This window comes from Puerhibacterium puerhi (genome assembly GCF_009846865.1).
Lineage (GTDB): Bacteria > Actinomycetota > Actinomycetes > Actinomycetales > Cellulomonadaceae > Puerhibacterium > Puerhibacterium puerhi.
This window is the reverse complement of record NZ_WUWN01000014.1, coordinates 35445-49485: the sequence shown is the minus strand read 5'-3', so window position 1 is coordinate 49485 and position 14041 is coordinate 35445. Positions and strand designations below refer to the sequence as shown.

Here is a 14041-nt window from a genome sequence, read left to right as displayed (position 1 = left end):
GCGCGGTCAGCGGGTGCGGTCAGCGGCGGGCTTCCGCGCTCCCGGCGCGGGCGGCCGCGGCCCGCGGCATCGGCAGCAGGATCCGCAGCACGAACCACTGGTCCTCGGCGTTGACCGTGACCGACCCGCCGTACTTCTCGGCGGTGTACCGGATGCTCTTGAGGCCGAACCCGTGGCGCTCCCGGTCGGCCCGCCGCGTGACGATCTGCCCGTTCTCCATCCGCAGCTCGCCGGTGAAGGAGTTCTCGATCGTCACCATGGCCAGGCGGTCCTTGGCGAACACCGCCATGGTGATCAGCCGCTGCTCGGGGTCCGGCACCCGCGCGGCCCCCTCGATCGCGTTGTCGAGGGCGTTGCCGAACACCGCGGCGATGTCCATCGCGGGCAGGAAGTCCAGCAGCGCCCCGTCCACCACGTGGGTGAGCTTGATGCCCCGCGCGGCGCACTGCTGGCTCTTGGCCGTCAGGATGACGTCCAGCACGCCGCTGCCCGTGTCCGCCCGCGCCGCGTAGTCGCTGATGCTCGCCTCGAGGTCGTCCAGGTACGACGCCTTGCGGTCCGGGTCCCGCTCCGCCCGGATGACGTCGATCTGGTGCTTGAGGTCGTGGTACCGGCGGTTGACGGCGTCGATGCTCTGCTTGGACTGCAGGTACTGCTCGTGCTGGCTGCGCAGGATGCCGTCGATCGCCCGGACCTCGGCCTTGGCCCGCTGCTGCAGCCGCTGGCCCTGCTGCGCCCACAGCGCCACGAACCCGCACAGGTCCACGAGCGTGCGGATGTAGAAGATCTCCAGCCCGAGGCGCCCGCTGAACGGTGTGTTGGCGTTGAGGAAGCTGAGGTTGCTCATGCAGAACGTCACCATCGCGATGGCGAGCGCGGAGGCCAGCTCGCGCGGCGTGACGGCGAGCGCCTCGGCCCGCCGGAAGTGCCGCGCCTCGATCAGGTAGGCGGCGACCAGGGCGAGCGGATAGACGACGAAGAAGAACGGGACCCGCCACCCGGGGTCGAGGCGGCCCGCCTCGAGGAAGAAGAAGGAGTGCACCTGCCAGTGCAGCGCCGCGACCAGCTCCGCCAGCACGAGGGCGCGTGCGCACAGGTAGCCGGCGTCGCGCAGCGGCGCCTTCACCGCCGCGACGATGAACCCGAACATGCCCGCCGCCGCGGCGAGCATCCCGGCCGGCCACAGCAGGTGCGGCAGCGTGCCCGCCAGCAGCTGGACGCCCACCAGCACGCCCAGCGCGCCCGCCGCGAGCAGCCCGAGCCGCAGCGGCCGCACCCGGTGGGGGCGCAGCAGCACGTAGATGAGGCAGGCCGCCCACTCCGCCAGGCCGGTGAGGCTGCGCGGGATGTCCGGCAGGGCGTCCAGGATCATGCGCGCGACGCCCCGAGGTAGTCGGTCAGGGTCGCGAGGAAGGGCTTCTTGCGCGGCCGGCTGATCGGCAGGGTCTGGCCGCCGACGACGAGGCAGCTGCTCTGCTGGACCGCCACGACGTGGCGCAGGTTCACCACGTACCCGCTGTTGATCCGGCAGAAGCCCATGCCGTCGACCTGCGCCTCCAGGCCCTTGAGCGGGCCGACCACCGAGTGCTTCCCGTCGACGGTGTGCACCATCGTGCGGTGCTTGGCGCTCTCGAGGTACACGACGTCGTCGGTGTTCACCCGCACCAGGCCGCCGTCGACGGTGAGCACGAGGTAGTGCGCGGGCCGCTGCCGCAGCCGGGCGATCGAGCGCTTGAGCTCTCGCACCAGCGCGAAGTAGGACACGGGCTTGAGGACGTAGCTCAGCGCGTCCACCTCGTAGCCGCGCACGGCGTACTGCGGCGTGTTGGTGACGAAGACGATCACCACGTCGCGGTCGACCTGCCGGATCTGCTCGGCCGCGGCGAACCCGTCGAGCCCGGGCATCTCGATGTCCAGCAGCAGGATGTCGAAGTCGGGGCGGTAGCCGGCGACCAACGCGCTGCCGTCGGTGTACCGGGTGACGACGAGCTCCTCGCCGCTCTCCTCCTCGAAGCGGCGCAGGTACCCGGTGAGCAGCGCAGCGCTCGCAGCGTCGTCCTCGACGATGCCGATCCTGATCACGTTGCAGCCCCCTGGTGTGCGCAGAAGGGCGCGGCTCCCGGCGCGGACCGAGGTCACGGAGCCGGCCCACACGGGCACGTCGCCTCGGTCCGGCGGATCACCACGCCGCGCACATGCTAGGGGACGCACCCGAAGCCATCGCACGGCACCGGCATCGCGGTGGGCTCGGCGGGACGCATCGGCCCGGGCGGCACTGGGTGCCGCCCGGGCCGATGCGTTGGGCCCGCGGCCCTCCCCGTGAGGTCAGTCCAGGTACCGGTCACCGGGTCCGGCGCCGGCTCCCACGAGCCGCGCGTGCTCGTCCGCACCAGCGGTGCCTGCGGTCGTCTCCATGGCCCCCTCGACGGACAGGTGCGGGGTGATGCGGTCGGCCCAGCGGGGATAGCTCCAGTTGCGCTTGCCGAGCAGGCGCATGAGGGCGGGGACCAGGGTCAGGCGCACCAGGAACGCGTCGACCAGGACGGCGATCGCCAGGCCGATGCCGATGGCCGAGACGATCCGCTCGCCGCTGAAGCCGAAGGAGGCGAACACCGCGAGCATGATGGTCGCGGCGGTGGCGATGACGCGGCCGGTCTCGGCGACCCCGACGCGCACGGCACGGGCGTTGTCGCGGGTGTGGACCCATTCCTCGTGCATGCGGCTGACCAGGAAGACCTGGTAGTCCATCGACAGGCCGAACATCACGCCGACGATGATCACGGGGACGATGTACATGATCGGCGCGCCGGACCCGACGCCCAGCAGCCCGCTGCCCCACCCGAGCTGGAAGATCGCGGTGATCGCGCCCAGCCCGACGGCCAGGGTCAGCAGGTTGGTCAGCGCCCCGACCAGCGGGACCAGGATGCTGCGGAACGCGACGACCAGCAGGACGAACCCCAGCAGCGCCACCAGCCCGAGGTAGAGCGGCAGCTTGCCCATCAGCGCCTCGGCGATGTCGACGTTGGTGGCGGTCTCGCCGCCGACGTAGACCTGCAGTCCGGTCCCGGACTCCGCGGCCGGGATGACGTCGGTGCGCAGGGCGTCCACCAGGTCCTGCGTCTCGGCGGTCTGCGCGCTGGTGGTGGGGACGACCGCGGCGATCGCCACGGGCTGGCCGGCCTCGGCCGGCGCCGCCTGCACCGACGCGACGCCGGCGACGTCGGGCAGCTGCGCGGCCAGGTGGTTGAACGCCGTGGCGGCCGCGGCGTCGGGCACCTCGGCCACCAGGACCAGACCGGCGTCGACGCCCTCACCGAACGCGGGTGCCATCAGGTCGTAGTACTCGCGGGTCGGGGACCCGGCGGGGTCGGAGCTGGCGTCGGAGTTGCCGACCCGCATGCTCAGCGCGGGCGCCGCGAGGGCGGCCAGCAGGGCCAGCGCCACCACGGCGGTGGTGCGTGGTGCCTTGAGCGGCAGCTGCGCCCAGCGGGCCCACAGGGATCCGGCGGTGGTTTCCGGCAGGATCAGGCCCATGGCCCGCTGGCGGCGCTGCTTCTTGGACAGCACCTTGTCGCCGAGCATGCCGAGCAGGGCAGGCAGCAGCGTGATCGCGGCCAGGACGGTGAACACGACGGTGACCGCGGCCGCCCTGGCCCATGCCGGTCAGCACGCCCATGCCGACGACGAACATCCCCAGCAGGGCGACGACGACGGTCAGGCCGGCGAACACGACGGCGCGCCCGGAGGTGGTCACGGCCTGGCTGATCGCCTGCGGCACGCTCGCGCCGGCGCTCAGCGCCTTGCGGTAGCGGTTGACGATGAACAGGGCGTAGTCGATGCCGACGCCCAGGCCGATCAGGGCGCCCATCGTCAGGGACGTGGCGTCCAGGTCGATCAGGTGGGCCAGCAGCATGACCGTCAGCAGCGAGGTGGCGACGCCGGTGACGCCGGTGAGGATGGGCAGCGCGGCGGCCCAGCCGGAGCGGAAGACCAGCAGCAGGATGACCAGGGCGGCGAGGATGCCGATGGCCTCGGTGCCGTGGGACGGGGCCGGGTTCTCGGCGAACGCCTGTCCGCCGACGCCGATCTCCAGCCCGTGACCGGTGTGCGCCTCGGCCACCGCCCGCACGTCGTCCACGACGACGTCGTCGGTGGCGGCGACGGTGGCGAACGCGGTGTGCTCGGCGGCGTTGACCTGGGCCGCACCCTCGGGCGTGTACGGGCTGACGACGCCCTCGACGCCGGGCACGGCGGAGAGGTCGTCGAGCAGGGCGTCGATCTCGGCCCGGACTGCCGGGTCGTCGATCGGCGCGCCGTCGGTCTTCCAGACCACGGTGCCGTCGGAGGTGTCGCTCCCTGGGCCCGCCTGGGCGAGCAGGGCGTACGCGCGGGAGGACTCGCGGTCGGGCAGGTCGGTCGCGGTGTTGAAAGCGGTGCCGGCGCTCAGCGCGGCGGTGGCGAGGCCGATCACGGCCACGAGCCAGGCGATCAGGACGAGCCTGCGCCGTCGGTAGCAGAACTGGGCGAGTGCGCTCACGAGAGTGCCTTTCGAGGTCGAGGCTGAACATCCCCAAGGCTTCCGGCGGAGGGCGGCCTCGGTCGTCGGCCCGCTGCAGGCTGTGGCCTACGCCGTCTGCGGTACGCGCCGCACGCCTGGCGACGCACACGAGCGGCAGGCAGGTGCTTCGTCCGCGACGAGCAGGTGGGCGGGCAGATGAAGCTCGGCGGCGGGGAACCCCGGCGTGACGAGGGCGGCGGCCAGCCCGGCGGCCCCGGCCCGGGACGAGCGCGCCACCAGCCCGGGTGCACCAGGCGCGCCGGTGCGGGGCCGCGGGCTCGCGTCGGGGTGGATGCGGGCGTAGACGTCGGCGAGCTCGGCCTGCGTGTAGAAGACGCCGACGGGATCGGCGGCACCACCAGGACGAGGGAACAACAGCGCCGCGTCGTCGTCCGGCGCGGGCGGGGACGGCAAGATCACGTGCGGGCGCCGCGCGACGAGGGCGGCCACGTGCAGGCGCGTACCGGTCGTGAGCATGTCCAGCGGGCTCAGCGGCTCGGTGGCCAGGCGCAGGTGGACCGACGCCAGCTGTCGCGTGCCGGCCAGGGAGCGACGGTCACCGATGACGGCGACGGGTCGCGCGGAGGCAATCGCGGTCAGACGCTCGCGACGGCTCAGCGTGTCGCTCGCGGCGACGACGATCCCGCCCAGCCGCCACACGGCGTAGAGCGTGGCGGTACGCATCGGTCCGGGCCCGGTCATGACTGCGACGCGGTGCCCGCGTCGAACTCCCGCGTGGTGCAGGACGCCCGCGAGCTGCCGTGTCCGGCAGGCCAGCAACCGCCACGTCACGTCGGGCTGCCTCTTGTCCCGGCGGCGGACCGCCACGGAGCCGTCTTCGGCGCGTGAGTCCAGCTCCAACCATGGCGGGGTCGTCGACGTCGTCATGCCATCCAGGCTCGCCGCCGTGCTCGGCAGCGTCGTCGCCTCACCGGTGCGTCCGGCCTACCGCGGCCGCGGTACCTCCGGGCACCCTGCAGTGGCTCGCGGATGCGTGTCAGGAGCCGGCGGCGACGAGCCCCGACTCGTAGGCGAACACGACCAGCTGGGCCCGGTCGCGGGCGCCGGTCTTCATCATCGCGCGGTTGACGTGCGTCTTGGCGGTGGCAGGGCTGATGACCAGGCGCTCGGCGATCTCGGTGTTCGACAGCCCGGCCGCCACGAGCAAGGTGATCTCGCGTTCCCGCTCCGTCAGCTCGTCCATCCCGGGCACCGTGCGTGCGAGGGGCTGAGTCAGGACCCGTTCGATCAGCGCGCGCGTGGCCGTCGGCGACAGCAGTCGCTCGCCGGATGCGACCGTGCGGATCGCGTCCAGCAGGGCCTCGGGCGCCACGCCCTTGCCGAGGAAGCCGGATGCGCCGGCGCGCAGCGCGCCGACGACGAGGTCGTCGGTCTCGAACGTCGTCAGGATGAGCACCTTGGCGTCGGCCAGGACGGGGTCGGCGCTGATGCGGCGGGTCGCCTCGATGCCGTCCATGTCAGGCATCCGGATGTCCATGAGCACGACGTCGGGCGGGTTGGTCCGGGCCTTGCGCACCGCCTCGGCGCCGGTGGCGGCCTCCCCGACCACCTCCATGTCCGCGACCGAGTCGAGCAGGAGCCGGAAGGTGGAGCGCAGCAGGGCTTGGTCATCGGCGAGCAGGACGCGCACGGTCATCGGGGCGTTTCCTCCTGGGTATCGACCGCGGTGGCCGGGGTCGGGCTGTCGGACGCATGAGCGGGCGGGAGGGGCAGGGTCGCGGTGACCTCGAAGCGGCCGTCCGGGGTCGGTCCAGCCGTCAGGCTGCCGCCCGCACTCGCAGCCCGCTCGGCCATGCCGATGATCCCGTGTCCGGTGCCGGGCGCCCGGTCCGTGCGGTCCGGCATCGCAGGGACACGGTTGGACACCCACAGGCTCAGTGACTCGTGGGACCACTGCAGCCGGACGGTGACGGGTTCGTCCGGTCCGTGCTTGGCGGCATTGGTCAGGGCTTCCTGCAGGAGGCGGTAGGCCGCCAGATCACCTTGCTGGCCGAGCCACGCCGGCTCGCCGGTGACGGCCAGGTCGACACGGTGACCGGTGGCTCGGAACTCTTCGATCAGGCGGTCCAGGTCGTTCAGCCCCGGCACGGGACGCAGTCCGGTCTCTGCACCGCGGTCGTCGGCGGTGCCGTCGTCACCATGGCGCAGCAGGCCTACCGTGGCGCGCAGCTCGTCGATCGCGCGGCTCGTGTGCCGGGTGATGTCCTTCAAGGCGCCCGAGGCGGCGTCCGGGTCGGTGCGTATGAGGAAGTCCGCGACGGCGGCCTGGGCGTTGACCAGCGTCAGGTTGTGCGCGAGCACGTCGTGCAGCTCGCGCGCGATCCGCAGCCGCTCGTCCAGGACGGCCTGCCGCGTGTCCTCCTCACGGGCACGGGCCGCGGCCTCGATGGCCTCGCGCCGGGCGGCCACGACCGCTCCGATGCCCGTGGCGAGCGCGACCAGGTTGAACATCACCAGGTCGGGAAGCAGGAGGCCGGACTCGTGGGTGGCCATGCTGACGAAGAACAGCACCGCGCCCGCGACGAGGCCGGCGCTCCACCCGATGAGGCGCCGGGCGCGCGAGGCCACCGTCCAGGCAGCGACCATGGTCGCGAGCGGCACCGGCTGGAATGCTCCGAAGTCGGCGCCTGTAGCCGTGGCGTGGATGTCCGTGTACAGCGCCAGGTAGGCCGACTCGGCCATGACCGTGCCCGCCAGCGCGAGCAGCGGTCGCCAGGTGCGCAACAGCAGGGGCAACCACAGCACGACGACGGCCACGAGCCGCGAGACGTCGGGCACGTACGCACCGGTGCGGACCGAGGTCGTCACCAGCATCACCAGCAGGGCCCCGAAAGTCAGGAACCAGGCAGCCGGTGCAGGACGGCCGACGCGCCCCACGCGGGTCAACGCGTCGACGCGGGCGCCGAGCCGCACGGTACTGCCGTTCGTCATCACACCTCCCCGTCCGTACCTACGCCGGACGATCTGCCGCCTCCAACCGCGTTCCGGGTCATCCCCCGAGCCCGTCGGGCCTCATTCCTGCAACCCCACCTGCCGGGGTCTGGGGTTGTGCGCGCAGCGCGCGACGCATCACGAGGAAGTTCAGCACACCGACGAGCCCTTGAACCGCATAGACCAGCAGCACGCTCGAGGTCCTGCCGGCGTGCGGGGCCAAGTCCTGCCACACCGCCAGAGCGCCCGAGGTTGCGGCGAAGCCGACGAGCGCCGCGCCGGCGCCCGCCACCTGGCTCCGTTGCCAGGTGGCGGACCGCGCTGCGTGGAAGGTGAATCCGCGATGCAGGGCGCTGGCGACTGCAGTCGAGATTGCGGTCGCGATCAGGTGCGCCGCCTGGAGGGATATGCCGGCGGCGGCCCCGAGGGCTGTGGCCACAGCCCCGTAGACGCCGCTCGAGGCCACACCGGTCAGCAGGAACCGCCGGCCAGCTCCTCGTGAGCCCCTGTCGGCCGACCCGGGGCGCATCGCGCCTCCCGGCCGCAGATCCGCAGTCTCGGTTCGCCGCTCGCTTGCCTTGTGGCCGCCCAAAGCTCACGGTCTCCCTCCTGTCACGTGGCGAGGTCTTTTCGAGATGTGAGGATCGCGGAGGACGCACTGCTGCCGCATCCGCCTTCCGCCGTGGCCGCCATACGCCATCCGCGGTACTCCCAGGGCCGCGGAGCACCTCCAGCGGAGCACCTCGCGACAGCCCGACGGTCGTCTTACGGACGGACTGCTCGGCGCGGGTAGCCAGAGGTGTGGCATCGCCGTCGCCGGGCGCGGAGCAGCCGCCGTCGAGTGGTGCAAGGAAGGTCCCTGTCACCGCTCTGCCGAGCCGCTCCGGTCACTCGCCGGCGCCCGGTCCCGCCTCTCGGTGCGTGCGGCGCATCTCCTCGGCCAGGGCGGGGTTACCGACCGCGAGGTGCGCGGTGATGTTCTGGACGACCTCGGGCGCCTTGTTCTGGCTGAGCTTGGCGCGGGCGTCGAACCGGTCGACGCGCATCCGTAGGCCCACGGTGCCCTTCGCGGCACGGCGGGTTCCGGCCTCGTCCTCGCTCAGGCTGCGGCCGTGCGGCTGGTGGCTCTCGAAGTGGTCGGTGAGCCGTGACAGCACCGCGTAGTTCTCCTCCTCCGTGAGGATCTCCGGCGTGCCGTACAGGTGCGCGGTGACGTGGTTCCAGGTCGGGATGACGTCGCCGGGGGCGTACCAGCTCGGCGAGACGTAGTCGTGCGGCCCCTGGATGATCACCAGCACCCGATGCTGCCCCAGCTGGTGCAGCTGGTCGTCGGGCCGGCCGAAGTGGCTGAGGATGACGATGCCCGGCCCCGCGTCCTCGTCGAGGAGCACCGGGTAGTGGGAGGCGACCAGCTCGCCGTCGACCGACGAGACGAACGTGGCCCAGGGGTTGGCACGGATGAGGCGCTTGACCTCGTCCGGGTCGGTCATCAGGTAGCGGGGCGTGTGCCGCATCAGCGCGCCACCTCGGTCCAGTGCGACATGTTCGCCTCCAACGTCTCCAGGCGCGCAACGTGCAGGAGGAGCGCGGACCGCGTGGGTCCGCGCCACTCCTGCACGCAGGCTAACCGCCTTCCGCTCCGCCTCCGGAGCGCTCGCGTGTCGGTGTCAGCGCCAGAGTCCGGCGAGCTGCTCGGCCAGCTCCTGACCTTGGTCGTAACCGGCCCGAGCAGACGACGGTCGCGTCGACAGGTCCATCAGGTTGCTGCCGAACGCGCTGAGCGAGGCGCTGTCCGGCAGGACGGTCTCGACCTGGCTGCCGGACGCGCGGAGCTCGTCGGCCTGCACCGCCAGCTGCATGCCCCAGTCCAGCGGCATGCGTGTCCGGCCGCCGAGCGGCGACAGCACCAGCACCCGCTCGTACCCGGCAGCCAGGTCGGCGTTCTCGTTGCGCCGGTACGCCCCGTCGAGGTACCGGTCGTCGCCGACCGCGTAGGGCAGGCCGCTGGAGGTACTGGCGGCGACGGCGTCGACGAGGTCGACGCCGCTGTGGCGGTCGAAGACGACCGGTTCACCGGTGCGGGCGTCGACCGCCGTGATGAGCAGCGGTCGCTGCGGCCAGTCGGGGCCGGGCAGGCGGGCGGCGACGGTGGCGCGCCAGCGCTGCGACCAGGAGTCGTCCGCGTCGAGCTCGAGCGCCGACGCGCCGAGCCGACGGCGCATGTCGGCCACGTCGCCTGCCGCGGCGATGATCCGGCCGGTCCGCTCCATGTGGTTCGCCGACGCCGGCCCCCGTCCGCCGGTGGCTGCAGCCGGACGTGGCTGCTGGGCTGCAGCCGGACGTGGCTGCTGCCGGGGCTCGGACAGGATGGCGGCGAGCAGCTCGCTCGGGGCGGCGCCGGCGATCTGGGCCGCCGCTGTCGCTCCGGCCGACGTCCCGACGACCAGGTCGGCCTGGGTGACGTCCAGACCGCCGTCGGACAGGCCGGCGAGCACGCCGATCAGCCAGGCGTTGCCGGCCGACCCGCCGCCGCCGAGGACCAGCGCTCGCTCGCGCGCGGCGTCCGTTCCTCTCGCGGCGTCGACCTGCGACTGGTCCTGGTGGGGCCGCGCCGCCTCGGCGGCCGAGGGCGCGGCGGAGGGGAATGGTGCGTTCATGGGAGTCGCCTCTCGCGAAGTGCCGCGAGCGCTCCCCGCAGCGGCTACCTCAGCCGCGCGACCGTGGGCTCCTGGGGAGCGCCCACCTCGATGACTGCGTTGATGGGACTCACCTCCCCCGGCCGACGGGTCACGATCGCCACGACGCTAGCACCGGGTCCACCAGGTGCACCCGCCATTTCTCCCGCCCGCACTCCCGTTCCCGGTCGCCGTCGGGCATGGACCTCGCTCCCCCATGGTTCTACTATGAACGTAGTAGGCCACGCCACGAGGGGGTTCGCCATGGACGCGTCACAGCCCCGGCTCACCGGCCCCCACGAGGTGCTGGAGTGGACGCCACCCCTCCCCGAGGCACCAGGCTTCGAGCACCTCGTCGTCGAGACGCCCGGCCTGCGCACGCACGTCGCCGCCGTGGGCGACGGCGAGCCGGTGGTGCTGCTGCACGGGTTCCCCGAGCACTGGTGGCAGTGGCACGACATCGCGCCCACCGTCGCGGCGGCGGGTTACCGCGCCCTGTGCCCCGACCTGCGCGGCGCCGGCTGGACCGTGGCCGACGACCCCCGCATCGGGCGCGAGACGCGGCTGCACGACGTGCTCGCGCTCCTCGACGCCCTCGGGATCGAGCGCGCCCACCTCGTCTCCCACGACATGGGTGTCATCACCGCGGTCCAGCTGAGCTACGACCACCCCGAGCGGGTCCGCACGGCCGTGCAGCTGTCCGTGTGGCCGGCCTTCTTCACGTTCAGCCCGAGGCTCTTCCCGGCCTTCCAGCACCTGCCGCCGCTGATCTGGCACCGCCCGGGCGCCTCGCTGCGCGGCACCTTCTCCCCGCGGTACGCCGCCCGCCCGATGTCGGCGGCGACCGTCGACGCCCACCTCGCGCCGATGCGCCGGGCCGAGGTGGACGCCGCGGTGCGGCCGCTCGTGCGTCGCATGGTCCTGGCCGAGGCCGCGCGCATGATGCGCGGGGTCTACCGCCGCCGGCGGCTCGTCGTGCCGACCCTCGTCGTGTTCGGCCGCCGCGACCACCCCACCACCGAGGAGCTCATGGGGCGCATCTGCCCCGACCCGGAGCGGTACGCCGACAGGCTCGAGCTCGCCTACGTCGACGACGCGGCGCACTTCGTCACCGACGACGCCCCCGCCGCCGTCGCCGACCTCGCGCTCGACTGGTTCGCGCGCGCCGCCTGACGGGCGCGGCGTCGGTCAGCGCACTGGCGTCGCCCGGGCGGCGTCGAGCCGCGCCCGCAGCCCGGCCTCGACCCGCGGCCACTCCTCGCGCAGCACCGAGTACACCGCGGTGTCGCGCCACGACCCGTCGGCGCGCCGCTGCACGTGCCGCAGCACCCCCTCGGGGTGGGCGCCGAGGCGCTCGATCGCGGCGCGCGAGCGAGTGTTGAGCACGTCGGCCTGCAGCCGCACGCGCTCGAACCCGTGCGCGAACGCCGTCGACAGCAGCAGGAGCTTGGCGTCGGCGTTGACGCCGGTGCCCCACACCCGCGGCGCGTACGCGGTCCAGCCGATGTGCGTGGCCTCGTTGCGCAGGTCGAAGTCGCCGAGCGTCGTCGTGCCCACGACGGCGTCGGCCGCCTCGCGCACGGAGACGGCGTAGACGTTGCCCGTGGCCCACGGCAGGTACCCGCGCGCGAAGTCGGCCCAGGCGGCGTAGTCCTCGCGGTAGGCAGCCGCGCCGCCGCCCCAGCCGCCGGCGAACACCTCGGGGTGCCCGACGGCGTCGAACAGCGCCGGCAGGTCGGCCTCGGTCAGGGCGCGCAGGCGCACGAGTGCCCCGTCGAGCGGGGCGGCGGGATCGGGTCGGGTCGCGGGCACGTGGTCATCCTGCCAGCACGACAGGCGCCGCCCGCTCCACCTCGCTCCCCACGCGTCCCTCCCCGGGACCGGGCTAGCCCCGCGGGTGTCGTCGCACCACCGTTCGGCGTAGCGTGACCAAGGTCCCCCGAAAAGGGTGACGGAGGACTCTCGCCGAGGGGCCGCCAGCGCCTCTCGGTGGCCGAGCCGACCCAGGCCCGTGGGCGCGCGCCGCGTCGGTGATCATCGTGGTGCGCCCGACGAGGCTGATCCGTCGTGACTTCTGACCGAGCCCGTGGTTCCGATCCCGCAGGAGGCGTCGACTTCGGCGACGGCGCCTGGTCCATGTGGGGCGAGATCGACCAGTCCGTGTTCGACCGCGTCGAGGCGGAGGCCTCCGCCCACCTCGACGCGCTCGACGGCCCGCTCCAGATCGACACCTCCCGGGTGTCCTTCATGAACGTGGCGGGAGTACGCCTGCTCGCCCGAGCCGCGGCCGCCGCGCCGGCGGTGACGATGACCAGCGTGAGCCTGCCGCTCGGCGACATGGTCCAGCTCGGCTGGCGTCCCGAGCTCGCGGCCGAGCGCCTCAGCTGACACGCCGCGCCCGCGGGCCTGCCGCACGGGCAGGACCGCGGGCGCGCCCGCCCCTACGCGGTGGCTGCCGCCGTGCCGGGCCGGTCCGCGACCCGCTCGACCTTGCCCACCAGGAAGACGTACGACGCGATGCCCAGCAGCGTGACCGCGGTGATGTACACGAAGCCGGGCGCGAAGCTCGTCGAGCTGACCAGGAACCCGATGACGATCGGGGTCGCGATCGACGAGAGGTTCCCGATGAAGTTGAACATGCCGCCGGTGGTCCCGAGCAGCCGCTCCGGGGCCAGGGCCGAGACCAGCGACCAGGTGATCGACGCGAGGCCGTTGCCGAAGAACGCCACGGACAGGAACACGATGACCCACGTGGTGTCGTCGGTGAAGTTGGCGCCGAGGACGGCGGTCGACAGCAGCAGCCCGGTGATGATCGGACCCTTGCGGGCCAGGCCCAGCGACCGCCCCCGCCGCAGCAGCCCGTCGGACACGACGCCGGACAGCAGCACGCCGATCAGCGCGGCGACGTACGGCAGGGAGACCAGGAAGCCGGACTTGATGTAGTCCATCCCGCGGTAGTCGACCAGGTAGGTCGGGAACCAGGTGAGGAAGAACCACAGGGTCGAGGTCAGGCAGAACTGGCCGATGTAGATGCCCCACAGCTTGCGCGACCGCAGCACGTGCGCGAAGTCGCGGGCGTCGAGCTTCTTCTTGCGCTCGGCCGCGCGGATCTCGGTGTCCAGGTCGACGAGCCCGCCGCCCGAGCGGATGTGCTCGATCTCGAGCTCGTCGGCCCTGGAGGCCCGCGGCTCCCGGTACACCAGGTACCAGACCACGCCCCAGAGCACGCCGACACCGCCGGTGACGATGAAGATCCAGTGCCAGCTGAACGCGGCCTGCAGCCAGGTGAGCACGGGGGTCAGGAGCGCCAGGCCGATGAACTGGCCGGAGGTGTAGAACCCGATGACGGTGGCGCGCTCCTTGTCCGGGAACCAGGTGGTGGCCACGCGGTTGTTGATCGGGTAGGCCGGTGCCTCGAGCATGCCCACCAGCAGGCGCAGGCAGATCAGCGCGACGAACCCGCCCGCGAGCCCCATGAACGCGGTGGCCAGCGACCACAGCACCAGGCACGCGGGGTACAGGATGCGCGGCGAGACGCGGTCGATGAGCCAGCCACCCGGGATCTGCAGGGCGGCGTAGGTCCATCCGAACGCGCTGAGCAGGATGCCCTGCTGGCCCGTGGACAGCTCGAGCTCGGACGCGATGGCCGGCATGGCGACGGACAGGTTGGCGCGGTCGAGGTAGTTGATCACCACGGTGACGAAGAGCAGCACCGCGATGAGCAGGCGGGCACGGGACGCCTGGCGGCGCAGGCCGGCGCGGGGGTCCGCGCCGTGGGCGGCACCGGTGGCGGCACCGGTGGCGGACGTCGCAGCGGACGGCGCAGAGGACGCAGCGGAGGTCGGGGTCATGGCGC

The 14041-nt window shown here is 72.9% G+C and carries 13 protein-coding genes and 1 pseudogene; 2 read left to right on the top strand and 12 right to left on the bottom strand.

What is annotated here, in order from left to right; translation table 11 throughout:
• Positions 1–19: 19 nt before the first annotated feature.
• The 10 genes and pseudogenes from GSF02_RS09620 to GSF02_RS09580 form a co-directional block, all read right to left on the bottom strand.
• Positions 20–1372 carry an ATP-binding protein gene (locus GSF02_RS09620; RefSeq protein WP_159795204.1) on the bottom strand — a complete coding sequence of 451 codons (1353 nt, stop codon included), beginning with the start codon at positions 1370–1372 and terminating at the stop codon, positions 20–22.
• Positions 1369–2082 carry a LytR/AlgR family response regulator transcription factor gene (locus GSF02_RS09615; protein ID WP_159795201.1) on the bottom strand — a complete coding sequence of 238 codons (714 nt, stop codon included), beginning with the start codon at positions 2080–2082 and terminating at the stop codon, positions 1369–1371. The genes GSF02_RS09620 and GSF02_RS09615 overlap by 4 nt, the downstream gene beginning before the upstream one ends.
• A gap of 243 nt (positions 2083–2325) precedes the next feature.
• Complete coding sequence (locus GSF02_RS18605) at positions 2326–3630, bottom strand: MMPL family transporter (protein ID WP_201308866.1); 1305 nt, start codon at positions 3628–3630, stop codon at positions 2326–2328.
• A gap of 34 nt (positions 3631–3664) precedes the next feature.
• A pseudogene (locus tag GSF02_RS18860) lies at positions 3665–4471 on the bottom strand (MMPL family transporter); the annotation flags it as partial.
• Between the two features lie 153 nt (positions 4472–4624).
• The gene (locus GSF02_RS09605; protein WP_159795198.1) at positions 4625–5446 is read right to left on the bottom strand and encodes an AMP-binding protein; all 822 of its coding nucleotides are present in this window, start codon (positions 5444–5446) and stop codon (positions 4625–4627) included.
• Positions 5447–5555: 109 nt separating this feature from the next.
• Positions 5556–6215, bottom strand: coding sequence for a response regulator (locus tag GSF02_RS09600; RefSeq protein WP_159795195.1), 660 nt, complete (start codon positions 6213–6215; stop codon positions 5556–5558).
• A complete protein-coding gene (locus GSF02_RS09595; protein ID WP_235915484.1) occupies positions 6212–7510 on the bottom strand; it encodes a sensor histidine kinase in 1299 nt (432 codons plus the stop codon). The genes GSF02_RS09600 and GSF02_RS09595 overlap by 4 nt, the downstream gene beginning before the upstream one ends.
• A 58-nt stretch (positions 7511–7568) precedes the next feature.
• Positions 7569–8039: a GtrA family protein gene (locus tag GSF02_RS09590; RefSeq protein ID WP_268892863.1), complete on the bottom strand. Its 471-nt coding sequence runs from the start codon at positions 8037–8039 to the stop codon at positions 7569–7571.
• Positions 8040–8397: 358 nt separating this feature from the next.
• The gene (locus GSF02_RS09585) at positions 8398–9024 is read right to left on the bottom strand and encodes an FMN-binding negative transcriptional regulator (RefSeq protein ID WP_159795186.1); all 627 of its coding nucleotides are present in this window, start codon (positions 9022–9024) and stop codon (positions 8398–8400) included.
• A gap of 153 nt (positions 9025–9177) precedes the next feature.
• Positions 9178–10167 carry a patatin-like phospholipase family protein gene (locus GSF02_RS09580; RefSeq protein WP_159795183.1) on the bottom strand — a complete coding sequence of 330 codons (990 nt, stop codon included), beginning with the start codon at positions 10165–10167 and terminating at the stop codon, positions 9178–9180.
• A gap of 282 nt (positions 10168–10449) precedes the next feature.
• Here GSF02_RS09580 and GSF02_RS09575 point away from each other — a divergent pair, with 282 nt between their 5' ends.
• A complete protein-coding gene (locus GSF02_RS09575) occupies positions 10450–11358 on the top strand; it encodes an alpha/beta fold hydrolase (protein WP_159795180.1) in 909 nt (302 codons plus the stop codon).
• A 15-nt stretch (positions 11359–11373) separates the two neighbouring features.
• Here the strand turns inward: GSF02_RS09575 and GSF02_RS09570 are convergent, their stop codons facing one another.
• Entirely contained in the window at positions 11374–11997 is a 624-nt protein-coding gene (locus GSF02_RS09570; RefSeq protein ID WP_159795177.1) for a GNAT family N-acetyltransferase, read from the bottom strand.
• Between the two features lie 255 nt (positions 11998–12252).
• On the opposite strand from GSF02_RS09570, the gene GSF02_RS09565 reads away from it, so the two are divergent.
• Positions 12253–12573 carry an STAS domain-containing protein gene (locus GSF02_RS09565; protein WP_159795174.1) on the top strand — a complete coding sequence of 107 codons (321 nt, stop codon included), beginning with the start codon at positions 12253–12255 and terminating at the stop codon, positions 12571–12573.
• A gap of 53 nt (positions 12574–12626) precedes the next feature.
• Here the strand turns inward: GSF02_RS09565 and GSF02_RS09560 are convergent, their stop codons facing one another.
• Positions 12627–14036 (bottom strand): MFS transporter, encoded by a 1410-nt coding sequence (locus tag GSF02_RS09560; RefSeq protein WP_159795171.1) that lies wholly within the window; start codon positions 14034–14036, stop codon positions 12627–12629.
• Positions 14037–14041 lie beyond the last annotated feature (5 nt).